At 59.4% G+C, this 26,679-nt stretch carries 29 protein-coding genes; 14 read left to right on the top strand and 15 right to left on the bottom strand.

All coding sequences use genetic code 11. The features are described 5' to 3' along the window. Positions 1-27 precede the first annotated feature (27 nt). The 5 genes from DS906_RS21100 to DS906_RS21080 form a co-directional block, all read right to left on the bottom strand. A complete protein-coding gene (locus DS906_RS21100; protein WP_113792025.1) occupies positions 28-588 on the bottom strand; it encodes a hypothetical protein in 561 nt (186 codons plus the stop codon). Then, a complete protein-coding gene (locus DS906_RS21095; protein ID WP_113792024.1) occupies positions 575-2,413 on the bottom strand; it encodes a glycerophosphodiester phosphodiesterase in 1,839 nt (612 codons plus the stop codon). The genes DS906_RS21100 and DS906_RS21095 overlap by 14 nt, the downstream gene beginning before the upstream one ends. Before the next feature lie 64 nt (positions 2,414-2,477). Continuing rightward, a complete protein-coding gene (locus DS906_RS21090) occupies positions 2,478-2,930 on the bottom strand; it encodes a DUF6173 family protein (RefSeq protein WP_058273581.1) in 453 nt (150 codons plus the stop codon). Between the two features lie 4 nt (positions 2,931-2,934). Then, positions 2,935-3,981 (bottom strand): MBL fold metallo-hydrolase, encoded by a 1,047-nt coding sequence (locus tag DS906_RS21085; protein WP_113792023.1) that lies wholly within the window; start codon positions 3,979-3,981, stop codon positions 2,935-2,937. Continuing rightward, positions 3,981-5,684: an acyl-CoA dehydrogenase gene (locus tag DS906_RS21080; RefSeq protein ID WP_113792022.1), complete on the bottom strand. Its 1,704-nt coding sequence runs from the start codon at positions 5,682-5,684 to the stop codon at positions 3,981-3,983. Before DS906_RS21080 ends, DS906_RS21085 begins: the two co-directional genes overlap by 1 nt. A gap of 137 nt (positions 5,685-5,821) precedes the next feature. On the opposite strand from DS906_RS21080, the gene DS906_RS21075 reads away from it, so the two are divergent. Continuing rightward, positions 5,822-6,772, top strand: a complete 951-nt coding sequence (locus DS906_RS21075; RefSeq protein WP_113792021.1) for an L-threonylcarbamoyladenylate synthase — start codon at positions 5,822-5,824, stop codon at positions 6,770-6,772. On the opposite strand, the gene DS906_RS21070 is transcribed toward DS906_RS21075, so the two are convergent. Continuing rightward, positions 6,773-7,327, bottom strand: coding sequence for a YqgE/AlgH family protein (locus tag DS906_RS21070; RefSeq protein WP_113792020.1), 555 nt, complete (start codon positions 7,325-7,327; stop codon positions 6,773-6,775). 145 nt (positions 7,328-7,472) lie between these two features. On the opposite strand from DS906_RS21070, the gene DS906_RS21065 reads away from it, so the two are divergent. After that, positions 7,473-8,279, top strand: coding sequence for a protein-disulfide reductase DsbD domain-containing protein (locus DS906_RS21065; RefSeq protein WP_113792019.1), 807 nt, complete (start codon positions 7,473-7,475; stop codon positions 8,277-8,279). A gap of 13 nt (positions 8,280-8,292) precedes the next feature. Then, complete coding sequence (locus DS906_RS21060) at positions 8,293-8,712, top strand: NUDIX hydrolase (protein WP_113792018.1); 420 nt, start codon at positions 8,293-8,295, stop codon at positions 8,710-8,712. Here DS906_RS21060 and DS906_RS21055 read toward each other — a convergent pair. From DS906_RS21055 to DS906_RS21030, 6 genes are all read right to left on the bottom strand, one after another. Further along, positions 8,709-12,107: an efflux RND transporter permease subunit gene (locus DS906_RS21055; RefSeq protein ID WP_113792017.1), complete on the bottom strand. Its 3,399-nt coding sequence runs from the start codon at positions 12,105-12,107 to the stop codon at positions 8,709-8,711. The two genes, DS906_RS21060 and DS906_RS21055, sit on opposite strands and share 4 nt — an antisense overlap. A 5-nt stretch (positions 12,108-12,112) precedes the next feature. Next, the gene (locus DS906_RS21050; RefSeq protein WP_113792016.1) at positions 12,113-13,567 is read right to left on the bottom strand and encodes an efflux RND transporter periplasmic adaptor subunit; all 1,455 of its coding nucleotides are present in this window, start codon (positions 13,565-13,567) and stop codon (positions 12,113-12,115) included. Between the two features lie 106 nt (positions 13,568-13,673). After that, positions 13,674-14,216: a molybdenum cofactor biosynthesis protein B gene (moaB, locus tag DS906_RS21045; RefSeq protein ID WP_113792015.1), complete on the bottom strand. Its 543-nt coding sequence runs from the start codon at positions 14,214-14,216 to the stop codon at positions 13,674-13,676. 6 nt (positions 14,217-14,222) lie between these two features. Further along, entirely contained in the window at positions 14,223-14,843 is a 621-nt protein-coding gene (locus tag DS906_RS21040) for a LysE family translocator (protein WP_113792014.1), read from the bottom strand. Beyond that, positions 14,840-15,439, bottom strand: a complete 600-nt coding sequence (locus DS906_RS21035) for a metallophosphoesterase (RefSeq protein WP_113792013.1) — start codon at positions 15,437-15,439, stop codon at positions 14,840-14,842. Before DS906_RS21035 ends, DS906_RS21040 begins: the two co-directional genes overlap by 4 nt. Further along, positions 15,436-16,203 (bottom strand): uracil-DNA glycosylase family protein, encoded by a 768-nt coding sequence (locus DS906_RS21030; RefSeq protein WP_113792012.1) that lies wholly within the window; start codon positions 16,201-16,203, stop codon positions 15,436-15,438. The genes DS906_RS21035 and DS906_RS21030 overlap by 4 nt, the downstream gene beginning before the upstream one ends. Before the next feature lie 97 nt (positions 16,204-16,300). On the opposite strand from DS906_RS21030, the gene DS906_RS21025 reads away from it, so the two are divergent. From DS906_RS21025 to DS906_RS20990, 8 genes are all read left to right on the top strand, one after another. Continuing rightward, positions 16,301-16,903: a scavenger receptor class F, member 2 gene (locus DS906_RS21025; protein ID WP_233494878.1), complete on the top strand. Its 603-nt coding sequence runs from the start codon at positions 16,301-16,303 to the stop codon at positions 16,901-16,903. Positions 16,904-16,962: 59 nt separating this feature from the next. Continuing rightward, complete coding sequence (locus DS906_RS21020; RefSeq protein WP_113792011.1) at positions 16,963-17,898, top strand: aspartate carbamoyltransferase catalytic subunit; 936 nt, start codon at positions 16,963-16,965, stop codon at positions 17,896-17,898. Continuing rightward, positions 17,895-18,413, top strand: a complete 519-nt coding sequence (locus tag DS906_RS21015) for a hypothetical protein (RefSeq protein WP_113792010.1) — start codon at positions 17,895-17,897, stop codon at positions 18,411-18,413. The genes DS906_RS21020 and DS906_RS21015 overlap by 4 nt, the downstream gene beginning before the upstream one ends. Continuing rightward, a complete protein-coding gene (locus DS906_RS21010) occupies positions 18,398-18,784 on the top strand; it encodes a hypothetical protein (protein ID WP_058278845.1) in 387 nt (128 codons plus the stop codon). The genes DS906_RS21015 and DS906_RS21010 overlap by 16 nt, the downstream gene beginning before the upstream one ends. Next, positions 18,781-20,061, top strand: a complete 1,281-nt coding sequence (gene pyrC / locus DS906_RS21005; RefSeq protein WP_113792009.1) for a dihydroorotase — start codon at positions 18,781-18,783, stop codon at positions 20,059-20,061. Before DS906_RS21010 ends, pyrC begins: the two co-directional genes overlap by 4 nt. Next, positions 20,061-20,666 (top strand): glycerol-3-phosphate 1-O-acyltransferase PlsY, encoded by a 606-nt coding sequence (gene plsY, locus DS906_RS21000; protein ID WP_113792008.1) that lies wholly within the window; start codon positions 20,061-20,063, stop codon positions 20,664-20,666. The genes pyrC and plsY overlap by 1 nt, the downstream gene beginning before the upstream one ends. Continuing rightward, a complete protein-coding gene (locus DS906_RS20995) occupies positions 20,663-20,929 on the top strand; it encodes a hypothetical protein (protein ID WP_113792007.1) in 267 nt (88 codons plus the stop codon). Before plsY ends, DS906_RS20995 begins: the two co-directional genes overlap by 4 nt. Positions 20,930-21,123: 194 nt before the next feature. Further along, positions 21,124-21,597 carry a YHS domain-containing (seleno)protein gene (locus DS906_RS20990; protein WP_113792006.1) on the top strand — a complete coding sequence of 158 codons (474 nt, stop codon included), beginning with the start codon at positions 21,124-21,126 and terminating at the stop codon, positions 21,595-21,597. 94 nt (positions 21,598-21,691) lie between these two features. Here DS906_RS20990 and DS906_RS20985 read toward each other — a convergent pair whose 3' ends face one another. Beyond that, positions 21,692-22,675 (bottom strand): quinone oxidoreductase, encoded by a 984-nt coding sequence (locus tag DS906_RS20985; RefSeq protein WP_113792005.1) that lies wholly within the window; start codon positions 22,673-22,675, stop codon positions 21,692-21,694. A 191-nt stretch (positions 22,676-22,866) separates the two neighbouring features. Here DS906_RS20985 and DS906_RS20980 point away from each other — a divergent pair, with 191 nt between their 5' ends. Next, positions 22,867-23,724 carry a DUF2189 domain-containing protein gene (locus tag DS906_RS20980; RefSeq protein ID WP_113792162.1) on the top strand — a complete coding sequence of 286 codons (858 nt, stop codon included), beginning with the start codon at positions 22,867-22,869 and terminating at the stop codon, positions 23,722-23,724. Between the two features lie 35 nt (positions 23,725-23,759). Here the strand turns inward: DS906_RS20980 and DS906_RS20975 are convergent, their stop codons facing one another. Further along, positions 23,760-24,746: an NAD(P)H-quinone oxidoreductase gene (locus DS906_RS20975; RefSeq protein WP_113792004.1), complete on the bottom strand. Its 987-nt coding sequence runs from the start codon at positions 24,744-24,746 to the stop codon at positions 23,760-23,762. 55 nt (positions 24,747-24,801) lie between these two features. Continuing rightward, positions 24,802-25,494 carry a COQ9 family protein gene (locus tag DS906_RS20970; protein WP_113792003.1) on the bottom strand — a complete coding sequence of 231 codons (693 nt, stop codon included), beginning with the start codon at positions 25,492-25,494 and terminating at the stop codon, positions 24,802-24,804. A 111-nt stretch (positions 25,495-25,605) separates the two neighbouring features. Here DS906_RS20970 and rpsU point away from each other — a divergent pair, with 111 nt between their 5' ends. After that, the gene (gene rpsU / locus DS906_RS20965; protein ID WP_005614280.1) at positions 25,606-25,812 is read left to right on the top strand and encodes a 30S ribosomal protein S21; all 207 of its coding nucleotides are present in this window, start codon (positions 25,606-25,608) and stop codon (positions 25,810-25,812) included. 293 nt (positions 25,813-26,105) lie between these two features. Beyond that, positions 26,106-26,679, top strand: a 574-nt coding sequence (locus DS906_RS20960) for a CAP domain-containing protein (protein WP_147235337.1), incomplete at its 3' end; no start/stop codon positions are given.

The raw sequence follows: 26,679 nt of genomic DNA, 5'->3' as shown, positions 1-26,679 counted from the left end.
ATGGAAAATCCGGGGCCTGTCACCACGTCATTCGCGCGCAGGGGCCAAAGTTGGAAACACCGAGCACTCCGGATACCCAAAACCCCAACGCCAGGGCAGGCCCGAACAGGGGCCGCCGCCAAATCGGACCGCCGCGTACATCGCCTCGGCGGTAACGGAATGGGCGGTGCGAATCTGTTCGGCCGTCATGTCATAGCGTTCGGCATATTCCTCGGCATGGTCTGTCCCATGCTGTTTGACGCAGGCACGCAGGGTGTCGTCCGCGGACAGGCGCGCGTCATAGCTGTCCTCGGCCCGCAAAGCCCCGCCGGCATGGTGATAGGCGCGATCATGGGTCACACAGCAGTATTCCCACGGTGGGTGCGCCTCATACAGTCCCCGAAAGCTGGGGAATGTATCCGCCACGAAACGCCAGCTGGCCGAAAGACCACCCGAACAGCCATCCGTTTCAAACGGGGTCAACTCTGCGCTGCTGCGCTCCGCCATCAGGGAGCGATGCGCGGGCAACTCAAAGCTGCGCATGACATCTTGCGCGAAGGCTGGCACGGCACTCAACAAAAGGATTGCCGCCAAATTAAGGGCTTTCATCGCGCATCGCCTCAGAATCAAAGGACATGCCAAAGGTCGTCGCTAGCCATAGCAACAAACGCTCTGCCGGCCCCAATTCGGCGCGCACACGCAGAACTTCATTCGCCATTGCTGGTCGGTCCGTGATCAGCCCATCGACCCCCATCGACGCCATGGCCGACATTTGCAGCGGATCATTTACCGTCCAGACATAGATGTCCTTACCGGCGGCGTGGACTGAATTGACCAAACCCGGCGTCGCCATCGCGGCGTTCACCGCAACAAAATCACCTTCGAGACCTGAGAGATTACCCACAGCAGTCGCGGCAAGAACCCCGGCGCGCCAGTCGGGGCGGATCGCCTTCATCTTTTGCACTGCCGGGTATTTTAGGGACATCGTTGCAATGTCGTCCTGCATGCCCAGCTCTTCGACCAGGGCGACGACGCGGTTCTCAAGATCTACGTCGTGGCCGTAGTACTTCAGCTCTATAATGACCTTGGCCTTGTCCTTTGCGGCCTCTAGCACGTCTCGCAGCGTCGGCGTCCGCTCATCTGCGTATTCAGGGCCAAACCAGCTGCCGATATCGATCTGATCGATATCCTCCATTGTGGCATCCCACACCTTGAGGTTAACACCGGCCAGTTTCATGAAATCACTGTCATGGGCGACGATGACTACATCATCCGCTGTTTCCTGCACGTCGATCTCAACCCAGTCGGCCCCGTCCTCGATCGCCTTGAGAACCGAGGCCATCGTGTTTTCGGGCTTCAGCGCGGCAGCGCCGCGATGACCGATAACCTCTGCACGGTCCGGTGCCTGCACTCTTTCCAGAAGGTGCTGCCCGAACCATATCCCAACAAGAACGGCAACGATGGCGGCCCCAACAGCCGTGACCATTGTTCTGCGCAGGTTGCGCGGCTTTGGAGGGGTTTGTTCTGATGTCTGGATATCAAAAAACCTATCGAGCAGCACTGCCAATGCGCCCAGAGCCGTGGCTGCCAATACCAGTCCGGCCAGTGACCAGATACCGGCAACGGCGAGGCTGTAAATCAGTGCCAACCTCAGGTTGGCTGCGCCTTGCAGCGGCACCAGAGCGAACAAAAGCCCGGCCACCCAGGCGATCACGGCGGCGATGACAAGGCGCACAGCCAGCCAGATGGCCAATTCTATCTTGAGGCGACCGCGCTTACCTTCCATCCGACTGGCGCTGATGCCGAACGCATGTCCGGGGTGAACGCCTTCGAACAAAACCAGATGCAGCGACAATGCCCAGGCTGACAGGCGTCGGATAAGCACCCAGGCCATAGCCAGCGCAACCGCCCCGATCAGCACCACAGCCACCCAGAATGAGGGCGGATGGAAGGTCAGGTAATAGTTGATGTCATATTCAGTTAGCGTCCACCATGCGATCACGGCAGAAACGACCGCAAAGGGCAGAACCAACAGCAGAACGCGCACAACAAAGCGCACCGCAAATCCAAACAGGGATGGAAGCCGCGACAGGATCAGCCTGATCGAAGAACTGCCAGCGCGCCATGGGTCCGACTCTGCCATCCGCAGCGACCCGGCCATGACCGAGAAGACAAACACCTCGGCCAGTAGAAACAGGCTGAGAACCACAACTGCCGCAATAAACCCGGCAGGTGAGAGGATGAATGCAGCGATCGCCTGATCAGTCAGCGCCGTCTGGTTGGACAGCGATACGGCAAGATTCACCGTGATCGCCACGCCGGGCGCAATCAGCGCAACCAGCAACAGGCGCACAACAAGATAGATCGGCACAAAGACACGGCGACGAGCCCATGCACCCTTGTAGGCACTTGTAACGGCAGAGAAAGTGGTCACGTGAGGCCCCCTTGAATGGTAGACTCATTCAAGGCTGCGCAGACGTGAATTGCAAGTCAGGTGATCAGCTTTCTTCCAGATCAGCCGCCAAGCGGAACCCGATGCGATTGGCGGGTTTATCCTCGACCGATTTGGGCAGGGCCCGCAGCATCACATTCAGCTGGCTGACGTGTTGTACAAGCTGAGTGCGCGCGCCGGTCGCATCTGATCCGTAAAAGGTGATGATATCGGGATCAAAATACCCCATCCCTTCGATCCGCATGACGCCTGCGTCGCCGCCGGTGAATCCCATCGCGACCTCTTGGTCGCCAGTCAGCGTCTTTTCGAAATTCTGGATATAGAGGATCAGCCGCTCATAAGCCCATTGCGCGGGGCTTTTCGTCTCGACCGGTTTTTGCAACGGACCGGGCAGGTCTTTTGCGCCTGACTTTGCTTCGGGGTCGGAATGCACTTCGTAGCAGCGCGGCAAAGCTGCGGCTTCGGCGGCCTCGGCCGATGTTTCGATCTGATCCTGCATAGCTTTACCCTTTGCGCTGAAACTCCCACGCCCCGTCCGCGCGGCGCGTTCGGGTGACAGCTCCAATGTGGTAAAGATGGTTCAGATGTGCAACCGCTTCGACTAGCGCAAGCCCATACTCGCCACCACTGATCTGGCGTTTGAACAAGGGCACGAAACATTCGGCAGCTGTCTTGGGCTGGTCCAGGTAATTCTGCAACCGTTTCAGAGCGCTGTGGTGGTTGTCGATCAGTTGCCTCATCCGGATGGGCAGCCCGGTGAATGGCAGCTTGTGCCCGCCCAGCGCCAGATGATCCGGTCGCGCCAGCCCCTGAAGCCGTTCGCAGGCCTCAAGCCATTCAGCAACCGGATCTGCCAGAGGTTCGGTGACATAGACACCCAGATTGGGGCTGATCGAACTGAGGATCTGATCGCCGGTGATCACCAGATTGTCGTCGCGACTCCAGAACGTGGCGTGTTCGGGGGCATGGCCGTTGCCCATGTGGACATCCCAGTCGCGCCCACCCATGCGGATCACGCTGCCTTGCTTGATCCGGGTGAATCCCAGCGGCATCGGAAAAACAGTGTCGCAATAATTGAACGGGCGCTCGGCCATCCGCTTGGCCAGCACGTCGGGTGCCATTCCTGCACTGCGGTAATAGTCCAGCGTCTCCTGGGGCCAGCTTTCCTGAACATCCAGTTGTAGCATCCGCGAAAACAGCCAGGCCGTTCGCGACGCCACCAGTTCCACGCCATGTTCGGATTGAAACCAACCCGCATTGCCCACGTGATCGGGGTGATGATGAGTCACGACCACCCGCTTGATCGGCTTGCCCGCCAATGGGCCTGCCATCAGCTTTTCCCAGATGCGCCGTGTTTTGTTTGACGACATTCCTGTGTCGATCACGGTCCAGCCGTCGCCATCGTCCAGCGCATAGATATTGACGTGATCCAGCGCCATGGGCAGTGGCAGCCGCATCCACAGAACACCTTCGGCAATCTCAATTGCCTCGCCCTCAGCCGGAGGCTCAGACCAGGGATATCGGATCGCCAAAGGGGTATCACCGTCCATCAGGATGCTAACTCTTCGGCGCTGAGCCCGAAAACATCGTCTGCGCCGTTCTGAGCTTGCACCAGCAGCCCGGCATATTCAGGTAACAGCGCGTTGATATAATACCGGGCCAGTTTGAAGCGCGGGCCACCCGGTTCAGCCAAAGCTGCCTTCAGGTGGTAATGCGCGCCTAACACACGTGCAAAGGCGTGCAGATATGGTACCGCGCCGGCAAAACGGTTGTTCAAATCCGACTGCGCCACCATCCACTCGGTCGTCTCGCGCAGACTTTCGGTCGCTTCCCAAACCGGGCCAGCCAGTTCAGGCATGGTTACCCGCGCATGTTCGGCATGATCTTCGATCTCGTCCAGTAGGCGCGAGGCCGCTTCGCCGCCATCCATCATCTTGCGCGCCACCAGATCCATCGCCTGAATACCATTGGTGCCTTCGTAGATCGCGGTCACACGGACGTCGCGGTAATATTGAGCCGCACCGGATTCCTCGATGAAGCCCATACCGCCATGGACCTGAACACCGGTCTCAGACACGCGCATTCCGGTTTCGGTGCCAAAAACCTTGCCAATCGGCGTTAGAAGAGCAGCACGAGACGTCCAATCGGCGGCGCCTGTTGCGTTGGCCATATCGATGGCTGCGGCGTTGGCCAGCATAATCGCACGCGCAGCGAAAGTGTCAGCACGCATGCTCATCAACATCCGACGCACATCCGCGTGGTCGATAATGGTGCCCGAGGGGGTTTTGCCCTGTTTCCGCTCCAACGCATAGGCCAGCGCGTGCTGATAGGCACCTTCGGCTGCACCCACGCCCTGACCGCCAACACCTAGGCGCGCGTTGTTCATCATGGTGAACATCGCGGCCATGCCGCCATGTTCCTTGCCTACAAGCCAGCCTTTGGCACCGTCAAACTGCATCACGCAGGTCGGAGAACCGTGCAGGCCCATCTTGTGCTCGACCGATACGACCTTCAGATCATTGGCCACACCGGGATTGCCGTTCTCATCCGGCAGCAGCTTGGGCACCAGGAACAGCGAAATACCCTTGGTTCCAGGAACACCGTCGGGCAGGCGCGCCAGTACCAAATGACAGACATTCTCAGCAAAATCGTTATCCCCCCATGAGATAAAGATTTTCTGCCCCGTGACGGCATATGTGCCGTCACCTTTTGAGACCGCTTTTGATGTCAACGCCCCCACATCCGACCCAGCCTGCGGCTCGGTCAGGTTCATGGTCCCCGACCATTCACCCGCCATCATCTTAGGCAGATAGAGCGCCTTGAGCTCATCGCTGGCATGGTGTTCCAGTGCTTCGATCTGGCCCTGCGTCATCAGCGGCGCAAGTTGCAGCGACAGGCAGGCGGCAGACATCATTTCATTCACGGCGGTGGTCAGCGTCATCGGCAGACCCATGCCGCCATAGTCCGGATCACCGCTCATCCCGACCCAGCCGCCTTCGGCTATGGCTTTCCAGCCATCAACATACCCGGTCGAGGTACGCAGCACGCCGTTTTCCAAACGCGCGGGCTCAAGATCACCGGGGCGTTGCAGGGGGGCCATCACCCCTTCGCACAGTTTTCCGGCTTCGGTCAGAATGGCACTGACCACATCGACACTGGCTTCCGAGAACTTCTCGGTGGCAGCGATCTTGTCAAAATTGACCGCGTGGCGGAACAAGAATTCATAATCAGAGATTGGGGCGCGATATGGCATGTCTTCCCTCTAGGCTGTCTGATTGCGTTTACGCCGACGGGCTTGGAATTTCCACCGCCCACCTTTATGCATCTGGGTTCCACCGATTAGGTATCGGTCCAAATGCTATACGCAATCAAAACGCGGCGTCACCACCAATGATCCCCAACGGCACTCTGACATTAAACGCCGATCCTGCCGGAATCGCGCAGGCGGCAGAGCTGCTGCGCCAGGGTCTTCTGGTGGCTTTCCCGACCGAGACGGTCTACGGCCTGGGCGGGGATGCCCGTAACGGCGAAGCTGTGGCAAGCATCTATGCCGCCAAGGGGCGACCCAGTTTCAACCCGCTGATTGCGCATGTGGCTTCGGTCGAAGCCGCCCAGCGGTTCGTGACATGGTCCGATCAGGCCGAGGCTTTGGCAGAGGCATTCTGGCCCGGACCGCTGACCCTTGTTCTGCCATTGCGCCCGGATCACGGGATTTCATCGCTGGTGACAGCCGGGCTTGAAACCCTTGCGGTGCGGGTTCCTGCCCACCCTGCAGCACGTACGCTACTGTCCGATTTCGACGGGCCGGTCGCCGCGCCATCGGCCAATCCGTCCGGGCAAATCAGCCCGACCACAGCCGCGCACGTCCTGTCCGGCCTGAATGGGCGCATCGCCGCGGTTCTGGACGATGGGCCATGCGGGGTCGGGTTGGAAAGCACAATTATGGGCCTTGCGGGCGAGCCTGCCCTTTTGCGCCCCGGCGGTGTTGCGCTGGAACAGGTCGAGGCGGTTCTGGATACTCAGCTGCACCATCACCAATCGGGTGATGCGCTGAACGCGCCCGGCCAGCTGCAATCGCATTATGCTCCGGATGCACCCGTTCGTCTGAACGCCAGCACCGCCCAAGGCGATGAAGTTCTGCTGGGGTTTGGCCCGGTGGACTGCGATCTCAATCTTTCATCGACGGGCGATTTGACAGAGGCTGCGGCAAACCTATTCGCCGCATTGCACCATTTGAACGACACCGGCAGACCAATTGCGGTGACCCAAATTCCCGAACATGGTTTGGGTGCGGCCATTAACGACCGCCTGCGCCGCGCTGCTGCGCCGCGAAACAGCTGATCAGGCGCGCCCGGAATCCGCTGACAAGATCAACGGGTCAACGCCCAAAGTTGCAAGTGCACCCTGCCATTTTTCATCATCCGGCACGTCAAATATCAGTTTCGGTGACGCTTCGGTCGTCAACCAGCCGTTCATTGCGATCTCATCTTCAAGCTGACCGGGCCCCCAGCCCGAATAGCCCAGCACCAACGTGGAATTCAATGGTCCACGCCCGGCAGCAAGATCTTCAAGGATATCCAGCGTCGCCGTCATGCTGAACTCATCCGTGATGTGCATGGAATGCAGGTTCGCCTCATAGTCCGAGCTGTGTAGGACAAAACCACGCGACATCTCGACCGGACCGCCGAAATGGACCAAACGTTCACCCACGACCGGAATCCGGCAGGGAATGTTGAGCTGACTCAACAGAGTTTTCAGCCGCAGATCCGAAGGTTTGTTGATAATCAACCCCATAGCACCATCTTCGCCATGGCTGCACAGGTACACCACCGAATGATCAAAACGCGGATCGCCCATGCCGGGCATCGCAATCAACAGTTTTCCGGTAAGATCCATGGGCCGACATCTCTTATCAGGTATGCTTCAACAATGACCCTTGGTCACCCGGAATGGCAAGGGATCAGCGCACATTTCCGCAGATTTCATCCCGGTTACCGGAACGTGACTTGGATTCTGTGCCGCAACCGCGCATTTATGAACCATGTGTGTAAAAAATGTATTACCGGCAATCGCCATAACCTTTGGTCTGGCCTTACCTGCAACAGCGCAGGTCAACGGCCCCGTTGCCGAGTTGGATATTCTGGATGGCGGACGCACCGCTAAAGGAACGTACCTCAGCGCCGTGCGTGTGACGCTGCAGGACGGATGGAAAACCTATTGGCGTGCGCCGGGGGATGCTGGCATTCCGCCGCAATTCGACTGGAACCGCTCGGACAATGTTAGGGGTGTGTCGATTACATGGCCCGCGCCGGATGTGTTTGACCAGAACGGATTGCAATCGATCGGTTACGAAAATCAACTGGTTTTGCCGGTCGAGATCACTCCGAGAAACCCGGCCAAACCTGTTCGGCTGCAGGGAACGATGGATCTGGGCGTCTGCAAGGATGTCTGCATCCCGGAACAGCTGGATTTCGACCACACGCTGAACGCAGAGGCCGGGCGCAACCCGACCATTGCCGCAGCGCTGGCCCAACGGCCCTTTTCCGAACAAGAGGCCAGCGTGACCAATGCAAGCTGCCACCTGTCACCGACATCTGACGGAATGCGGATCGAGGCAAGGGTGACCATGCCTTCGGCCGGAGGGCGCGAGGTCGCCGTGATCGAACCGGGCAATCCCGCGCTCTGGGCCTCTCAGACACAGACGAAGCGAACGGGCAATACTCTGGTTGCAACCTCCGAAGTGATCAACGCGGCAGGTGGGCCGTTTGCTCTGGACCGCTCGGAAATTCGAATCACCGTGCTGGGTGCAAATCACGCGGTCGACATTAAGGGCTGCAGCGCAGGCTGAGCCCGGTGATTTCATGACACAAACCCCGAAAATCGGCGCCTTGGCGGTTGTTCTGCATCAGGACCAAGTGCTTCTGGTGCAGCGCAGCAAGCAACCCGATGCTGGCCTGTGGGGCTTTCCCGGTGGCCATGTGGAATGGGGCGAGACCGTTCTGCAAGCCGCGCAAAGAGAGCTGCACGAGGAAACCTCGGTCATCGCTGAACCACAACATTATCTGGACAATCTCGATCTGCTGCGCAGGGATGAGAATGGCAAAGTCCTGATACACTACCTGCTGGTTGGGGTGGCTTGTCAGTATCAATCCGGCGCGCCCGTGGCCGGTGACGATGCGCGCGACGCTCGCTGGTTCCCGGTGGACCAGATCCGCCGCGGCGAACTGGAGATTAGCAACCGCGTCGTCGATCTGCTGGAAACCGCTCTGCGACAGGCTTAGGTCGCAGGTTTCCTTAGCCGGGCATAAAGCAAGCCAGAGACTGCTACGCTGAGGAACAATATCAGCGCAGCACCCGAAACGAAGGCACCTAAGCCCATCCGAAGAATGGCCATGCCGTCCTCGGCCGCATAAAGCCCGGACAAGAACCCGATAGGCGCGCCGTAAATTGCGGGCCACACCATCGTGACCGTAAACCACAAAAGCAGGGTAAGGCCCGTGCACGCCAACGTCCCCTGAACCACACGGTCCGGCGCGCGCGCCGCCCGACGCATCGCGGTCATTGGGCGAGACAGATCGTTCAGAATAGCAAGCAATGCCGGCACCAGTAGCAGGACCAGCAACATACCAAAGCCCAGCCCATAGACCAAAGTAATGACGGTGGGTTTGAGGAACTGCGCCTGTTGCGATCCTTCATATAGCAACGGGGTCAGCCCCAGAACCGTGGTCAGAGTGGTCAGCATCACAGGCCGCAACCGGTCTGCGGTGCCTTCCACTATCGAAGGCACAAGCCCGCGCTCTTTTTGGTAATCGTCGATGGTCGTCACCAAAACAATCGAGTCGTTGATGATGATCCCCGTCATCCCCAGCAGACCGACGACCGTAAACATGCTTAGAGGAACCTCCCACAGGTAGTGCCCCCAGATCGCGCCGACCAACCCAAATGGGATAATCGCCATCACCACCAGTGGCCGCGTCCAGCTGGCAAACACCCAGGCCAGCACAAGATAGATACCCGTCAAGCACAGGATCAGGCCGGTGCGCGCCTCGGACAGGAACTCGTCTTCCTGCTCGCTCAGACCGGCCATCCGCCATTCAACCTGTCGTTCCGAGGCGATTTTCGGCAGGATTTCCTCGCCCATGGCACGTGCAATCTCAGCCGCGCGCGTCGGGTCATCTTCCGAGATGTCGCCATTCACCGATATCACCCGCAGGCCATTTTCGCGCCGGACGGTCGAGAAGCCGGATTTTCGCTCGACCGACACGATATCGGCCAGCGGCACATAAACGCCGTCCGGTGTGCGCATCAGAGTGCGTTCCAGGAAGTCGGCGGTCAGTTCTCCTTCGGGCAGTTCAACCCTGATCTCGGCACTACGCGGGCCGTCCGGGAAGGTCGCCGCCTCGATCCCGTTCAACCGGTCGCGCAAGACGCGTCCCAGCGTTTCGATCCTGAACCCCAGCGACTGACCCTGGGCCGTCAGATCCAGAATGTACTCTTCCTTGTCATAGGCAAGGTTATCCTCCAGCGCCGAAACCTCAGGGTATTTCGAAAGCTCGGTCTGCAAATCCTCGGAAGCGGACTTGAGCGTATTCACATCCGAACCATAGAACTGAACGTCAATGGCATCGCCACCGGGACCCGAGCGCCAGCCCCGGAAGCTGAGCAGTTCGACCTTCGGGTGGCGCGGAACAAAATCCTGCAACTCACCCACAAACTCAAAGCTGGAATAGGGGCGCAGATCCGCATCAATCAGCTCGATGGAAATACCACCCAGCAAGTCAGCGTCTTTGCCATCGGCGGCGGCCAATCCCCATCCTGCGGACCCGCCCACCTCGGCCAGCACATAGTCGATCGGGTTACGACCGTGGCGGTCTTCATAGATCTGGCCCAGCTCTTCGGTCGCACGCTGCAGCTCATGCATCATGGCCACAGTCTCGGCGCGGGTGGCGCCTTCAACCATTATGAAATTGCCCGTGACCGAGCCACGTTCAGGCGCGTTAAAGAACCGCCAGTTCACGTCACCGCGAATGAACAGGGCAACCTGGCTGGCCAGGATCACCACCATCATGGCAACCACCACATAGCGCGCCCAGACGACCCAGCCGATCAGCGGGCGGAACAGATGATCTCGCACCCAGCGGAACCCGCGATTGACCACGCGGTTGGGCAGATCATACCAGTGTTCTTTGGTGGAATGCGCGATGGCATGCGCCATGTGGTTCGGCAAGATCAAGAAGCATTCGATCAGCGACGCAATCAAAACCGCGATAACGGTAAAGGGGATGTCGCGGATCAACTCTCCGAACCGACCACCCACGAGGGTCAAACCAAAAAAGGCGATCACGGTTGTCAGAGTCGCCGCAAAGACCGGCATCGCCATGCGTCGCGCCGCGCGTTCAGCGGCCACCATTGGGGCCTCGCCCAACCGGCGCGCGCGGAAATCGGCATGCTCACCCACGACGATGGCATCATCCACGACAATGCCCAGCGTGATAATCAGGCCGAACAGGGACACCATATTGATCGACAGCCCGCCGATATACATGAAGGCAATCGCGGCGGACATAGCAACCGGAATACCTGCTGCGACCCAAAAGGCGATCCGCGCATTCAGGAACAAAAACAGCAGACAGACCACCAGGCCCAAGCCAACAAGGCCGTTGTCGACCAGAATATCCAGACGGTCGGTGATCGCCTGAGCGCGGGTTCTGATCAGCTCGATCGTCACACCTTCGGGAACGCTGGCCTGCATTTCCGTCACAACGTCTTCGACCGCGTGCTGGATTTCAATCGCGTCACCCAGGTTTGAGCGATCTACGCGCACCGACATTGCCGGGTTTTCGCCCACGAAGTAGCTGCGATTGCGGTTGACCCCTTCGACCCGGATCTGGGCTACATCGCCCACCAGCAACTTAGACCCATCCGCAAAATTGCGCAGGGCGATGCCTTCGATTTCCTCGGGTGTGCGCTTTTCCGTACCCGTGCGAATACGAGCATTCGCGCCAGTCACATCGCCTGCTGGGTTTGCGTTGACCTCGGCCGCGACGGCCGACGCGACCTCGGACAGGGTGATGTCGTTGGCAATCAGTTGGGCGGTCGGTATCTCGACCACAATGCGCGGCGCAGCAAGCCCCCGAATCGTGGTACGGGTAACCCCGACCGCGAAAAGACGGTTGATCAATTCATCCGTGAACTTGGCCAGTTGATCAGGATCGACCGGCCCGGTCACAACCACATCTGTAACCCGGTCCCGCCAGGCGCCGCGACGAATCGTTGGTTCTTCGGCATCGTCGGGCAGGCTGGTGACACTGTCGACGGCGGTCCGTACTTCTTCGACGGCGCGGGACATGTCCCAGTTCGGCTCGAACTCCAGCTGGATGCTGGCCCGCCCCTCGCGCGAGGTCGCTTCGGTGCTTGCAACGCCTTCGACCGCCAGCAAGGCTGGTTCAAGGACCTGAACGATGCCGTTGTCCACATCTTCGGGACCGGCCCCATCCCAGTCCACGCGGACGTCGACACGTTCCAGAACCACGTCGGGAAAAAACTGAGCCCGCATATTCGGGATTGCCGCCGCGCCCAGAACCAGCATGACCAACAGCAGCAGGTTTGCCACCGTTTTGTGACGCGTAAAGTAACTGAGGATGCCGCCTGCCGCGCCGGGGATCTCGCGCATCATGGCGCTTAACCCCCCGCCCGGTTTTCAAGCCGCTGAACCAGCGCGGCCGGTACCTTGGCCTCGCTCAACTGGCCCAGAACCCGTTCTTTGACGTCCTTTGGCATGCGCGTGCTGGCCTCGACCTGAGCGACCAGCCGGGCGCGTTGTTCCACAGACAGCTCAACCATATCCGGCACAGCCTCGGCACTGTCATCTATCCGCAATGGCCGGACGCGAACGCCCGATCCCAGCAGCGGCGTGCGGCCGATCACGACCTCACGCCCAACCAAACCTTCGCCGCGCAGTAAGACCTCATCGCCCTGACGACGGATTAGCTGTACTGGCAGTGCTTCGAGCCTGTCATTCTCATCCAGCACCAACACTGTGCCGACAGCATCGAGAACCGAAGACGGCAGCAGTACTACGTTGTCCAGCGGTTGTTCCTGCACCGTGACGGTAACAAAATCGCCCGGTTTGAACCCCGACGCCTCATCCAGGCGGGCATAGATCAAACGCCCGGTCTGCCCTTCGCCCGCCGATCCGCTGTCGCGGCTAATGCGGCCTTGGGCGGTCAGGTCGGTGCCCGTGACCTCCAGCGAGATTGTCACCGGTGCGTCGATCAGATCACCGGCTGCGTCCAGCAATCGGACGTATTGCGCGGTTGAGACGCGGAATGCCACCTCCAACGCATTGGGGTCGACAAGTTCCGCCAGCTTTTCGTTCGCGGACACCAGCCGTCCTTCGACCAGTGTTACATCCGTCAATGTGCCCCCGAACCGGGCGCGGATTGTCATATCATCCAGATCGCGTTCAGCGGCCTCAAGCGCAATGCGGGCTCGTGACAACAGGGTGGTCGCCTGATCGACGCGGGATTCGGCCTGGGCCAGTGCAATCCGCCGCGCCAGCACCGCCTGCTGCGCGGCAGCCTTGGCCAGCTCGGCCTCTTCCACAGATGCTGCGGCCCCGACCCCGCGGGTCTGCAAATCCTGTTGGCGCTGCAAGGCGCGCCCGCGCAGTTCAGCCTGCGCTTCGGCCGAGTTCAACTCATCCTGCCCCAGCAGTAGCGACCGCTCCGCGTCACGCTCTTCAAACTGCGCGTCCAGCAAATCGGATTTTGCCCGGTCCAGCGCGGACTGGGCGTCTGCGGGATCAAGTTCGACCAGAACTTCGCCTGTTGTTACCACACCGCCATCTTCAAAATCTTCGGCCAGCCCGACAACGCGCCCGCCCAGCGCGGCGCGCAACTCTAACCTGCGACGGCTTTGAACCTCGCCAAAGGCTTCAAGATACGGGGTGACGGTTTCCAATTCCGCAGACCGAACAGAAACGGCAAAGACACGCTCTCGCGCCTGCGGAGCCGACTCCTCCCGCGTCAGAACGTCTTGCACGGCGCTCGTAATCATCTGCACCGCCACAAACAACAGGGCCACCGTCAACGACGTCAAAAAGACTCCTACAAGGCTTTGCCTCAGAAATCGCATGTATAAATCACCCCGGTTGCATCAGGCTGCCGTTAGCAAAAGGTAGCTGGGCAGCAAAAAATGCCAAGCCACAAAGCGGTTATGAACGGTTAAACGTGCGACCAGTCTACTTCCGTCGCAAATGTTCGTCCAATCTGGGCATTATCTCGACAAAATTGCAGGGACGGTGGCGATAGTCGAACTGTTTTTCCAAAATGCCGTCCCAAGCGTCCTTGCAAGCGCCCGGGCTACCCGGCAATGCAAAGAGGTAGGTGCCACCGGCCACCCCACCGGTCGAACGCGATTGCACGGCAGAGGTGCCGATCTTTTCCATTGAAATGATTGTGAACACCGTACCGAAAGCCTCGATTTCCTTCTCATAAACATCGCGATGCGCTTCGACCGTTACGTCGCGGCCCGTCAAGCCCGTACCACCGGTCGAAATCACCACGTCTATCTCAGGATCCGCAATCCAGACGCGCAACTGATCGGCGATCTGGGTGCGCTCATCCCGTATGATGCTGCGATCAGCAACCCTGTGCCCTGCCCCTTCGATGCGATCAACAAGTGTCTGGCCCGATTTGTCCTCGTCCAGCGACCGCGTGTCCGAAACGGTAAGCACGGCGATACGAACCGGAATAAAATCTTTGGTTTCATCAATGCGCGACATGTTCGGTCAGGCCCTTTCCAAGATGGCAAGCCGGATGGCGAGGGCTGTGAATATCCCCCCGGTCAGCCAGCCCATGATGCGTGAGGCGCGCGGGTTCGCGATCAGCACCCGCCCCGCACCACCGGCAAACATTCCCACTAGTCCATTCACCACGAACCCACCCAACGAGATAATGGCGCCAAAGATCAGAAACTGCAGTAAGATCGACCCCGCCGCCGGGTCTACGAATTGCGGAATGAAGGCCAGTACGAACAGAATTACCTTGGGGTTGGTCAGGTTCACCACCAGCCCGTCCCGGAATGCCATTTGGGTGGGACCGGACGGAGCATCCGCAGAGACCGCTCCATTTCGAAACGCACCCCAGGCGAGATACAGCAGATAAGCAACGCCCATCCAGCGGATCACATCGAACAGCCAGGGCATCGTCGCCACCGCCGCTCCTAGACCAAGACCCGCTACCAGAACGTGAACCATCGATCCGACGGAAATACCTGCGCTGGCGGCGATTGCAGGCCGCGCCCCAGACCGAAGTCCCTGCCCAAAGCAGAACATCATGTCTGCCCCGGGGGTTAGATTCAGGGCAATTGCCGCCGGGACAAACGCCAGCAGCGCAACTGTTTCAATCACGTGGTGACCTCGAACCAGTTTACCCTGGGGCCAAGATTGGCGATCTGCGTCACGCCGATTGCGCCTCGGTAACCCCAGCTGTCATGGATATGGCCACAAAGGGCAAATTGCGGCTGCAACCGCTCGATTGCGTCACGGACCGCCAACGATCCTACCGCATCACCCGTCGATGTAAGATCACCGTGACCCTTGGGCGGAGAATGCGCGATCAGGATGTCGGCCCCGTCGCAACGATCCAGCAACTCAGCCGCTTCAGGGTCCGACAGATCACAGGACCACTCACCGAATGGCGTTACCGGCACCCCGTAACCAAGGCCAAACAGACGCAGCCCATCCACGGTCATGCCTGTCCCGTGTAGAACGTGCACACCTTCGGGCGCAGCGTCGGCCAGCTCACCTGCACTTTCGGCATTGCCCGGCACCAGAACCAGCGGCGCATTGATACCAGAGAGCATCGCCATCGCATCATCCAGACCTTGCCGCATGTTGCAATAATCTCCGGCTCCGATAACCAGATCGGCCTCATCGCTGGCTGCAACAACGTCGGCGGCACGGTTTCGCGACATATGCAGGTCAGAGAATGCGAGAATTTTCAAGCCTTGCCCTCCAACCTTGCTTTGAGTTCCAGCAAATCGGCCCATGCCTGCCGCTTCATCTGCGGTTGACGCAGCAAATAGGCTGGGTGGAACATCGGGATAACCGGCAGATCCATCGCCAGATCCCACTGACCCCGAAGCCGTGTGATCCCCCGTTTGCCCAGAACAGCCTGACAGCTGATATTGCCCATCACCACCAAAACCTCGGGTTTAGCCAAGGCCACGTGCCGTTCGAGAAACGGCTTCAACATGCCAATCTCTTCGGGTTTGGGATCCCGGTTCTGCGGTGGGCGCCACGGCAGGACGTTAGTGATATAGACGTTTTCGGTCCGATTCAGATCAATCGCGGCCAGCATCCGGTCCAACAACTGACCGGCGCGACCGACAAAGGGCTTGCCCTCGCGGTCCTCATCCCGGCCCGGAGCCTCTCCGATAATCATCACCCGCGCACCCAGGGTGCCGTCTGCAAAAACCAACTGCCGCGCACCGCGCTTCAACTCGCATTGGTCAAACGCGTCCATGGCCGCCTGCAACTGATCCAGCGACCCGGCAGCCTGTGCCGCAGACTTCGCAACCGCAACCGGATCAACCTGCTTGGGTTTTTCTGGTGCGGTCTGGGCTTTTGCGGGTTTCTTGGCTTTGGGCGCAGTATCCGGCAACGCATAGCGATCCACCGGTGCATCACCGATCGCATCCGTCGCACCCAGTTCGATCTGCCATTCCAGCAGGGCGCGGGCCGTATGATAGTCCAAAGCCGATTCCATAACCCTCAATCTAACCACCTTTTGAACGAGGGAAAGCGAATAGGCCTTGATTGGTCGGTCCGTCGCACCGACCATTGGCATATTCATGTTGTGTGTATTGCGATTCTTTCTCATCAGTTTGCTGCTGACCATGCTCAGCGGCCCGGCCTCTGCGCAGTTTCAAGACCGATACGGGCAGTGCCGTGCCGGTCAGTTCAAATGCGGCAGTACCTGCTGTTCGGGCGGACAACGATGCAGCTTTGACGGGAACTGCATTCCCCTGGGCGGCACCTATTGCGGCGGCGGCCGTACCTGCGGCCCGTTCGAGCGCTGCGTAGCAGGCGGCACCCGATGCGCACCAGCGGGCCAAAACAAGTGCAGGTCGCGTCTGGACTGCCCCGGCGGTAGTATCTGCAATGCCCGAGGCGAATGCGAGCGTAACACACCTGACATTCTGGAACTGCCTTCACTGACATGCGACGACGGTCGCATTTGCGGATCCGGATCGTCTTGCCTGCCGGGTGGCGGATGTTCACGCCCCGGCTGGTATCTTTGCGAAAAAACCGGGTCGCAGTGCCGTCAGGGGTTCAAGTGTTCCAAAAACCAGGGCTGTGTTCCCGTCAAAGCCGTCGACTGCGGATATGGTAAATGGTGCAAGCCCGGCGAACAGTGCCTGCCCGAAGGCGGATGCGAGAAACTGCCCGCAGCATCTGATCCTTAGGTTGCCTTGAGCAGCGCGGCTTCTTATAAGCGGCGCGATTGTCAGACAGGAGCCCGCCAATGCGTTTCGCCCATCGTCACCTTCTTGGCATCGAGCATCTGTCGCAATCCGATATCACTGCCATTCTCGATCTGGCCGAGAAATATGTCGACATGAATCGCCAGTCGACCAAGCATTCCGACGTGCTGTCAGGGCTGACACAAATCAACATGTTCTTCGAGAACTCAACCCGCACGCAGGCCAGTTTCGAAATCGCAGGCAAGCGGCTGGGTGCGGATGTGATGAATATGGCGATGCAGGCCAGTTCGATCAAAAAAGGCGAGACGCTGATCGACACAGCGATGACACTGAATGCGATGCACCCCGATTTGTTGGTGGTGCGCCATCCGCATTCCGGCGCGGTCGACCTGCTGGCGCAGAAGGTGAATTGCGCGGTTCTGAATGCCGGTGATGGCAAGCATGAACACCCGACGCAGGCCCTGCTAGATGCTCTGACCATCCGTCGCGCTAAAGGTCGCCTGCACCGCCTGAACATCGCGATCTGCGGCGACGTCGCCCATTCCCGCGTGGCCCGGTCAAACCTGATCCTGCTGGGCAAAATGGAAAACCGTATTCGTCTGATCGGACCACCGACGCTGGTCCCCAACCAGTTTGCCGAGTTTGGTGCCGAAATTTTCGACGACATGAACGAGGGCCTGAAGGACGTCGACGTCGTGATGATGCTGCGCCTCCAGAAAGAACGGATGGATGGCGGGTTCATCCCGTCCGAGCGGGAATACTATCACCGCTATGGTCTGGACGCTGCTAAGCTGTCGCAGGCCAAACCGGACGCTATCGTAATGCACCCTGGTCCGATGAATCGCGGTGTTGAGATTGACGGAACGCTGGCGGACGACATCAACCGGTCCGTTATTCAGGAACAGGTCGAAATGGGCGTCGCCGTTCGTATGGCCGCAATGGAATTGCTGGCCCGCAACCTGCGCGAGGCAGCATGAGTGATCTGATCGTCGCCCCCCACGAATACGGCGTCCTGCGCCTGTTTCAGCTGGACATGCGGCCTGAAGCAGCAAAGTTCCTGCGCGAACCGGGTGCCGCCGACCAGGTTCTGGGTGTCGAGGGTCTGGATCCCGTTCAGATCGACGTCTTTCCCGTATCAGATCTCGAGGAACTGGGTCTTTATGGCTATCTCAACGAAGGGTGCGGCGTCCCCAAAGATCAACTGGACCGGGCTGCGTTGGAAAGCGTTGAAGGCTGGGTCATGGTCGTGCGCAGTGCCGCGTTTCAGGGACGTGCCGCCACTTTGCAACCGGACGCCAAAGTGCGTCTGATCGGCCTTTACACAGAAGAGGCGACAAGCTGGACCGGTGGAGCAATTAAAACCGAAAGCGCGAAACCGTTCTCGGCCCCGCAAACCCCGCCACCGGACGATAAACCCGGCCGCATCGGGTCGGCCATGCTGGCAGTGGTGGCGCTGGTGGTCATCGGAGGCATCCTGTGGCTGATCCTGTGACCTTCACCCCCGACAAAGGCGCCTATATCCGCACGAATACATGGCTGGCCGCCGGGGCCATGGCCGTCGCGATGATCGTATTGTGGCTGGTCGGCAACCCCTATGTCTGGACCGGGGCACCCGCGGGTCTTGCGGCCGTCGCCTTTCGCGCATGGTACCTGGCCTCAGAAGAACTCACCACAACATGGCAGATGACGGACACCACCCTAACCGGCCCCGGCCCGCGCAATGTGGCGCTGAACCAGATAGAGGCGGTCAACCTCATGGGCAGTTTTGTCCAGATCGTCACCAAAGGCGGCGACAAACACTTGATTAAGTATCAGGCTGACCCCGCCGCCACCAAAGCCGCCATCGAAAGGGCAATGGCATGAACAACACTCTTTTCACTAATGCCCGCCTGATCGACCCGGAAACCGGCACCGACAGCCTAGGCTGGCTACATGTATCCGACGGTCGGATTACCGCGCACGGCGAAGGGGCCGCTCCGACGCCGGAGGCACAGGTCGTCGATTGTGGCGGGCAATGCCTTGCCCCCGGCATCGTCGATATCGGCGTCAAGGTCTGTGAACCGGGTGAGCGGCACAAGGAAAGCTATAAATCTGCCGGTCTGGCCGCTGCGGCCGGAGGCGTGACCACCATCGTGACCCGCCCCGATACCAGCCCCGCGATCGACACGCCCGAAAGCCTGGAGTTCGTCACACGCCGAGCGCAGGCCGACACTCCGGTTAACGTCCTGCCAATGGCCGCGTTGACCAAAGGTCGCGAAGGCCGAGAAATGACTGAGATCGGGTTCCTGCAAGATGCCGGTGCCGTCGCCTTTACTGACTGCGATCACGTGATCGCCAACACCAAGGTGTTTTCCCGCGCCCTGACCTATGCCCGAGCCTGCGGCGCGTTGGTCATCGCCCACCCGCAAGAACCCATCCTCAGCAATGGTGCCGCAGTCACCAGTGGTAAATTCGCCGTGTTGCGCGGCCTGCCCGCCGTCTCACCAATGGCCGAGCGGATGGGACTGGACCGCGACATCGCTTTGCTAGAGATGACCGGGGCCACCTATCACGCCGACCAGATCACCACCGCCCGCGCTCTGCCCGCGCTGGAGCGGGCCAAACGCAACGGGCTGGACATCACGGCAGGTACGTCAATCCACCACCTGACGCTGAATGAACTGGACGTGGCCGACTATCGCACCTTCTTCAAGGTCAAGCCGCCGCTGCGATCCGAGGATGACCGGCAAGCGGTGATCGAAGCGGTGCGGACCGGCCTGATTGATACGATCAGTTCCATGCACACGCCTCAGGATGAGGAAAGCAAACGCCTGCCGTTTGAAGAGGCGGCCTCTGGCGCGGTGGCGCTGGAAACCCTGCTGCCCGCCGCCTTGCGTCTGTATCATGCCGGGCAGTTGGACCTGCCGACGCTGTTCCGCGCAATGGCCCTGAACCCGGCGAAACGACTAGGGCTGGACAGTGGCCGCCTGTCCGAAGGCGCACCCGCCGATCTGGTACTGTTTGACCCGGATGTGCCCTTTGTGCTGGACCGGTTCTCGCTCAAATCCAAATCTCAGAACACACCGTTTGACGGCCAGCGCATGCAGGGTAAGGTCACCGCAACTTTCGTTGCGGGACAAGAAGTTTACCGGAGACCCTGATGCCGTTCATCGACAGTACAATGACCCAGCTGATCCTGTGGGCTGCACTTGGATATTTGATGGGGTCGATCCCGTTTGGCATGGTCCTGGCCAAGGTGATGGGACTGGGCAACCTGCGCAACATCGGATCGGGCAATATCGGCGCAACCAATGTTCTGCGGACGGGCAACAAGACGGCCGCTGCACTGACCCTGATCTTCGACGCCGCAAAAGGCGGGGTTGCCGTTCTGGTGGCGCGTGCCCTTGCGGGCGAGGATGCCGCGCAGATTGCAGCGCTGGCCGCACTAATAGGTCATTGCTTTCCGGTTTGGCTGGGCTTCAAGGGCGGCAAAGGGGTCGCCACGTTTCTGGGCATCTGGCTGGCGCTGGACTGGCGTGTCGGTGTGGCCTGTTGTTTGACATGGTTGGTTGCTGCTGCAATCTGGCGTATCTCATCCCTTGCGGCACTTGCGGCGGCGGCAACGTCCACTATCTGGGTCCTTTTTCTGACAAGTTCGCAAACGCTGCTACTGGCTGGCGTCCTGACCCTGTTGGTCTATTGGCGCCACAGCGCGAATATTGCCCGCATCAAATCCGGCACTGAACCAAAAATCGGACAGTCTTGAGCGCCCCGAACGCCTTCCTGATCGCCTTTTTTGCCATCCCCAAGGGGTCGTCGACCGGGCATGCCCACGGCAGGCGCTATGTCGTCAGCCGAACGGAATTCTCAGACGGTAAGTCGCAAAAACTTGTCGCGCACGCACTGGACGGCAGCGACTACATCAGCCTGAACCTTTATCTGACCAAACGCGGATCTCTTCTTCGCCCCTGCGAAATGCCCGCGGAAAAAGTCACCGAATTCGTTTTGGATTTCGCGCCCGATACCTAAAGCCTACCCTGCATTTGTGAACAGTGCCTCTTCGCCCCTGCACATTCACAATTGATTGCTTTGAACGTGATGGGCCGCCTGCCCACTTGGGTTCCGTGACGACCAATTGCGGGTCTCACGGACAAAAAACTCTTGGGTTGTCTGGGCGCAATTTTCTGCGCCACGTGGCGGCCCCTTCACGAAAGGTGAAAACAATGAACAAGTTCAAATCTCTTATCGGCGGCGTTGCGCTGTCTGTTGCCATCGCAAGCTCGGCTCTGGCCGCTGGTGTTGAGCTGAACGCAAGCTCGACCGGTCTGGCCATGCAGGGCTATGATCCGGTTGCCTACTTCACCGCTGGCGAACCGACCAAAGGTGACTACCGCATCACCACACTGCACAACGACGCGATGTACCGCTTTGCCAATGAAGAAAACAAAGCCGCGTTCGAAGAAAACCCCGAGGCCTACCTGCCTGCATACGGCGGCTATTGCGCATTCGGCGCCGCGATGGGCTTCAAGTTTGACGGTGACCCGACCTATTGGAAGATCGTCGACAACAAGCTGTACCTGAACCTGTCGAAAGACATCCAGCAGCGCTGGGAAGGTGACATCCCTGGTTTTGTCGACCAAGCCAGCGCCAATTGGGAAACCATCGCAGATAAAACACCGGCGGAACTGCAGCAATAATTTGCAGACATTCCCCAACAAAGGCGGCGGCAGAGTATTCTGCCGCCGCTTTTCGTTTCAAGATCAAACACCAGCGAGCCGGGTTCAGTCGGTCTTACGGTTCAAGAACCGTGCTGCCTGTGGTCTGACGCGCTTCCAGCACCCGATGCGCCTCAGCCACTTGATCCAACGGGAACCGCTGGTCGATGTGGATTTTGACCTCGCCGCCTTCAACCTTGCCGAACAGCCGCCGTGCCATTGCCTGACAGACGGAAGGGTCGGCGATATGGGTAAACAGGGTCGGGCGGGTAATTTTCAATGAACCTTTCTTGCCCAAAATACCGATATCCATCAACGGGACTGGCCCCGACGCATTGCCGAATGAGATCATCATTCCCAAAGGCTTCAGGCAGTCCAGCGAGCCATTGAACGTGTCCGCGCCGATGGAATCCATAACCACATCCACGCCCTTGCCGCCGGTGATTTCGGCCACACGCTCGGCAAAGTTCTCGGTCCGGTAATTGATACAATGCGCAGCCCCGTTGAACTGCGCGAGGCTGCATTTTTCGTCTGTTCCGGCTGTTCCGATCAGGGTGATGCCTTCGGACTTGGCCCATTGGCAGGCAATCAGACCGACGCCACCGGCGGCCGCGTGAAACAGAACCGTGTCACCCCGTTTCAAAGGCGTTGTCCGGTGAAACAGATACTCGACCGTCATCCCCTTGAGCATCATCGCCGCAGCCGCGTCAAAAGAAATCCCTTCGGACAACGGACATACCTGCGCCGCTGGCATCACGCGCGCCTCGCAATAGGCCCCGGCGGGTGCTGCGGCATAGGCCGCGCGCTGGCCCGGTTTCAGATGGGTAACACCTTCGCCAACAGCTTCAATCACACCTGCCGCTTCCATGCCCAGCGCGTGCGGTAAATCCATCGGGTACAACCCGGTGCGCTGATAGACATCAATGAAGTTCAGCCCACAGGCCCGGTGGCGGATGCGAACCTCGCCGGGTCCGGGGTCGCCCAAGGGCCGGTCTTCGATCTTTAGAACTTCGGGGCCGCCGTGTTCGTGAATGACGACGGTTCTTGCCGTTTGCTGCATGCTGACCTCCTGTTGCCTGACGCCAAGCTAACACGCCTGTGAAACAGGGCAATTGGTAGGTTTTCGCTGCCGCGCAACCACAACGGGAAAAACTGTGCTATACTGGAGTCTGAGCGTTGCCGGCTGGTCCGGCCAAAGGCAACCACCGCCGGATTCAACCCGTTGCGCTCTGGCAAAGGGAGGGGATCAAGATGGCCAAAACAATAGGAAATCCGATCAGCTGGGCCGCCCGAAACATCGGCGCGACCGGCGATCATATTACCGAAAGCGTGCACCATATCGGCAGCGCGGACACCCGGCATCTGCCGCAGGTGCAAACACTGACGATGCAGGACCTGAAGGCCTGTTTGCAGGCCGGGTACAATGATTTTCTGGAAACACGGGCGGATGCGATTTTCATCATACTGGTTTACCCGATCGCAGGTCTGCTGATGTTCGGGTTTGGCCTTAATCGCAACATGGTGCCCCTTCTGGCACCGCTGATCATGGGTTTCGCACTTGTCGGCCCGATCGCAGCCGTGGGCCTTTACGAAATTAGCCGCAAACGCGAGCAGGGCGGCGAGGTCCATTGGCTGGACGCCTTGGGCGTCTTCCGGTCCCCGTCCTTCGGTGCAATTCTGGCTTTGGGGTTCTATCTGGTCATGCTGCTGCTGGTCTGGCTGATGGTCGCGCAGAGCATCTATGTGCATACGCTTGGGCCTGATCTGCCCACCTCGCTCGGGGCTTTCGTGACTCAGGTATTCACCACGGGCGCAGGCTGGTCCATGATCATTTTCGGCAATGCGATCGGGTTTCTATTCGCGCTGGTCGCATTGGCCATGAGCGTCGTCAGCTTTCCATTGCTGTTGGACCGTCCGGTCGGTCTGCCTGTGGCGGTCGTGACGTCGGTCCGGGTGTTGCGGCATAACCCCGGTGTCATTTTGGCATGGGGGTTCATCGTAGCGGCCCTGTTGATCATCGGAGCCATCCCGATGCTGCTGGGGCTGATCGTTGTCATGCCAGTCCTGGGCCATGCAACCTGGCATCTTTACCGCCGCGCAGTGGTCTGATCGGAAAAAGCGCGGGATCTACCCGCGCCTGAACTTTAACCGGCGACCTTGAGGACAATCTTGCCGATGTGACCCGAGCTTTCCATCCGCGCATGGGCGGCTGCTGCCTCGGCCAGATCAAACTCACTATCCATGACGGGGGCCACCTTCCCAGCCTCCAGCAATGGCCAGACCGCCTCGCGCAGATCCTGCGCAATCTTCGCCTTTGCCAGATCGCTTTGCGGGCGCAACGTGCTGCCCGTCAGGGTCAGGCGTTTGACCATCATCATCGCAAAGTTCAACTCGACCTTCGGGCCTTGCAGGAAGGCGATCTGAACCAGACGCCCATCTTCGGTCAAGGCTTTGACGTTGCGTGGAATGTAATCGCCTCCGACCATGTCGAGGATCAGGTTCGCCCCACCCTCAGCCCGCATGACGCCCACGAAATCCTCATCCCGGTAATTGATTGCCTTCTCGGCCCCGAGGTTCACACAGGCCTCGCATTTCTCAGCAGATCCGGCGGTTGCAAACACCCGCGCACCAAACGCGTTCGCCAGCTGGATCGCTGTTGTGCCAATGCCGCTGGACCCACCATGCACCAGAAACCGCTCGCCCGCCTTCAGCCCGCCGCGCGTGAATACGTTGGACCACACAGTAAAGAAGGTTTCGGGCAGGCACGCGGCCTCTTTCATCCCCATTCCCGAAGGAACTGGCAGACAATGCGCGGCGGGTGTGGCCACATATTCCGCATAACCGCCGCCGGGCAGCAAGGCACAGACCTGATCGCCGATGGCCAGACTTTCGACCCCAGCACCAACGGCAACAACCTCGCCCGATGCCTCAAGCCCCGGCAAATCGCTGGCACCCTGAGGCGGATCATAGGCCCCGGCACGCTGCAGCGCGTCAGGGCGGTTCACACCCGCATAGGCCACTTTCAGGATCACCTGTCCGGCTTGTGGTTCGGGCACCGGTCGTTCCGTCAGTTGCAGAACATCCGGACCACCGGGTTTGGTGATTTCGACAGCGCGCATCATCTGGGTCATGGGCAAATCTCCTTTGCCCAATGCCTAGCAGGCAATTTCTGGAAGGCCCAGACGCTTACTTGCGCGGGTTCAACATACCTGGCAAATCAGCCCGCATCTTTGTCGGCGCTTTTACCTGACCGGCCAACCAGTTCGGCACCGCCAGAAACGGTTTGAACAACGGGTTGTCATTCACCTGCGCCTTGATCTTTTCGAACTGCATGACGTTGTCTATCCGCCGATCCAGAAACTCCCATGTTTTCTGGTGATCGGGGGAATCGTCGCCCAGCCAGAACAGCAGGGTCGAGGAATAGACGCCCGACAACGTCGCCCGTTTCGTGTACCAGTTCACGTCTTCCGAGGAATCGCCCAGCGTGTCCCAGATCAGATCGCAGGTCTGCCACAAGGCTTTTGCCCCATCGGCTGCGTGGGTGGGCAGCGAAAACAACGTCATGCCCCGGCGAACAAGCTCTTTGTCCGGAACCGCCTCAAGCCGGAACCGAACTGCAGCAGCGATTCGCTCACGGAACTTCAACTCGCTCAGGTCTGAAGACTTCAGCCGGTCCTCCATCGCTGCGTCGCCGCGCGCGTGAAAGGCCAGTGCCAGATCAACCGCGCCACGGGGACAGATCGCGCGCGCCAGTGTGTCATCCATATCGCAATCTAAGATAGCTGCACGAAAGCTGACTTCGGACCAGCCGTCAAACGGCACATGGATCAAAATCGCGTCCAACAACTGCTGCTTGGCGTCTTCATATGTGGTGGTCATGGCGGTTCTCCGGTTCTGGGGACCAGTACTAGACAAGATAGAACGGCTTTGCTATACGGCCAATTCCTGCAATTTCCTTGCAACTCTATCTAGAAAGGTGGTGACAACCACATGCAGGTTAGTGTTCGCGACAATAACGTCGATCAGGCGCTTCGTGCCCTGAAGAAAAAGCTGCAGCGCGAAGGCGTGTTCCGCGAAATGAAGCTCAAGCAACATTTCGAGAAACCGTCCGAGAAAAAAGCGCGCGAGAAAGCTGAAGCGATCCGCCGTGCCCGTAAACTGGCACGTAAGAAAGCACAGCGCGAAGGTTTGCTCTAAAACCTCGCTCGTCCAGCTTTGGATGACACTATTTGACGACCCCCGAGGCATCGCCCGGGGGTTTGTCGTTTTCAGGGTCGGATGATTTATGCCGACTCGGGCTGCCCGCGCGCGACAAGCTGCCATTTTCCCCTCAGCAACATTTTGCCCGGCATTTTGCAGCGCAGCGAATCCCGTTGCGGCAGCACTGCCCCGCCAAAACTCGCCTCTGAACACGCCATCCCTATGAACGCAGTATCGAGCCTTTGTAACTGGCGCCGTCTACCACGACAAAAAACCAATCGGAGGCAAAAATGTCGACTGCAAGTAGTATCGAACAAGAAATGCTGGTGCTGATTAACCAAGAGCGCACATCCCGCGGGCTGGACCCCCTACAGCTTGAAACGCGCCTGAACGACTCGTCCGAGGATCACAGTGAATGGATGCTGGAATCGGATGTCTTCAGCCACACCGGCTCGGGTGGTTCCAGCGCCACACAGCGGATGGAAATGGCCGGGTTCGACTTCTCGGGCAACTGGCGGTCAGGTGAAAACATCGCCTGGCAATCCGAGCGCGGCGCGCCAGGCATCAGCGATGACGTCGCCCAGCTTCATCAGAACCTGATGAACAGCCCCGGTCACCGCGCCAACATTCTGAACCCGGATTTCAAATTTATCGGAATCGGCATTGAAACCGGCGACATGCAGGGTTTTGACGCTGTGATGGTGACGCAGAACTTTGCTGCCACCCAGGGTGAGGTCATGCTGGACAACGGCTCCACCACTCCGCCGGCTCCAACGCCACCGGTTGAAGAAACCCCGCAGCCCGAAGAGCCGGTTGCCGAAGTGCCAGAACCCGAGGTTACTGAGCCCGAGGAACCGGTGGCCG

Source organism: Ruegeria sp. A3M17, assembly GCF_003318255.1.
Classification (GTDB): domain Bacteria; phylum Pseudomonadota; class Alphaproteobacteria; order Rhodobacterales; family Rhodobacteraceae; genus Ruegeria.
This window is presented reverse-complemented; position numbering and strand designations above follow the sequence as displayed.

Bases quoted from the DNA above. Each gene is read 5' to 3' on its own strand.
- plsY (WP_113792008.1), top strand. From the start codon at position 20,061: ATGCCGTTCATCGACAGTACAATGACCCAGCTGATCCTGTGGGCTGCA.
- DS906_RS21015 (WP_113792010.1), top strand. From the start codon at position 17,895: ATGAGTGATCTGATCGTCGCCCCCCACGAATACGGCGTCCTGCGCCTG.
- DS906_RS21020 (WP_113792011.1), top strand. From the start codon at position 16,963: ATGCGTTTCGCCCATCGTCACCTTCTTGGCATCGAGCATCTGTCGCAA.
- DS906_RS21055 (WP_113792017.1), bottom strand. From the start codon at position 12,107: ATGATGCGCGAGATCCCCGGCGCGGCAGGCGGCATCCTCAGTTACTTT.
- DS906_RS20980 (WP_113792162.1), top strand. From the start codon at position 22,867: ATGGCCAAAACAATAGGAAATCCGATCAGCTGGGCCGCCCGAAACATC.
- DS906_RS21050 (WP_113792016.1), bottom strand. From the start codon at position 13,567: ATGCGATTTCTGAGGCAAAGCCTTGTAGGAGTCTTTTTGACGTCGTTG.
- DS906_RS20990 (WP_113792006.1), top strand. From the start codon at position 21,124: ATGAACAAGTTCAAATCTCTTATCGGCGGCGTTGCGCTGTCTGTTGCC.
- DS906_RS21070 (WP_113792020.1), bottom strand. From the start codon at position 7,327: ATGGATCTTACCGGAAAACTGTTGATTGCGATGCCCGGCATGGGCGAT.
- DS906_RS21030 (WP_113792012.1), bottom strand. From the start codon at position 16,203: ATGGAATCGGCTTTGGACTATCATACGGCCCGCGCCCTGCTGGAATGG.
- DS906_RS21060 (WP_113792018.1), top strand. From the start codon at position 8,293: ATGACACAAACCCCGAAAATCGGCGCCTTGGCGGTTGTTCTGCATCAG.
- DS906_RS21080 (WP_113792022.1), bottom strand. From the start codon at position 5,684: ATGCCATATCGCGCCCCAATCTCTGATTATGAATTCTTGTTCCGCCAC.
- DS906_RS20975 (WP_113792004.1), bottom strand. From the start codon at position 24,746: ATGACCCAGATGATGCGCGCTGTCGAAATCACCAAACCCGGTGGTCCG.
- DS906_RS21065 (WP_113792019.1), top strand. From the start codon at position 7,473: ATGTGTGTAAAAAATGTATTACCGGCAATCGCCATAACCTTTGGTCTG.
- DS906_RS21090 (WP_058273581.1), bottom strand. From the start codon at position 2,930: ATGCAGGATCAGATCGAAACATCGGCCGAGGCCGCCGAAGCCGCAGCT.
- DS906_RS20970 (WP_113792003.1), bottom strand. From the start codon at position 25,494: ATGACCACCACATATGAAGACGCCAAGCAGCAGTTGTTGGACGCGATT.
- pyrC (WP_113792009.1), top strand. From the start codon at position 18,781: ATGAACAACACTCTTTTCACTAATGCCCGCCTGATCGACCCGGAAACC.
- DS906_RS21075 (WP_113792021.1), top strand. From the start codon at position 5,822: ATGATCCCCAACGGCACTCTGACATTAAACGCCGATCCTGCCGGAATC.
- rpsU (WP_005614280.1), top strand. From the start codon at position 25,606: ATGCAGGTTAGTGTTCGCGACAATAACGTCGATCAGGCGCTTCGTGCC.
- moaB (WP_113792015.1), bottom strand. From the start codon at position 14,216: ATGTCGCGCATTGATGAAACCAAAGATTTTATTCCGGTTCGTATCGCC.
- DS906_RS21100 (WP_113792025.1), bottom strand. From the start codon at position 588: ATGAAAGCCCTTAATTTGGCGGCAATCCTTTTGTTGAGTGCCGTGCCA.
- DS906_RS20985 (WP_113792005.1), bottom strand. From the start codon at position 22,675: ATGCAGCAAACGGCAAGAACCGTCGTCATTCACGAACACGGCGGCCCC.
- DS906_RS21085 (WP_113792023.1), bottom strand. From the start codon at position 3,981: ATGGACGGTGATACCCCTTTGGCGATCCGATATCCCTGGTCTGAGCCT.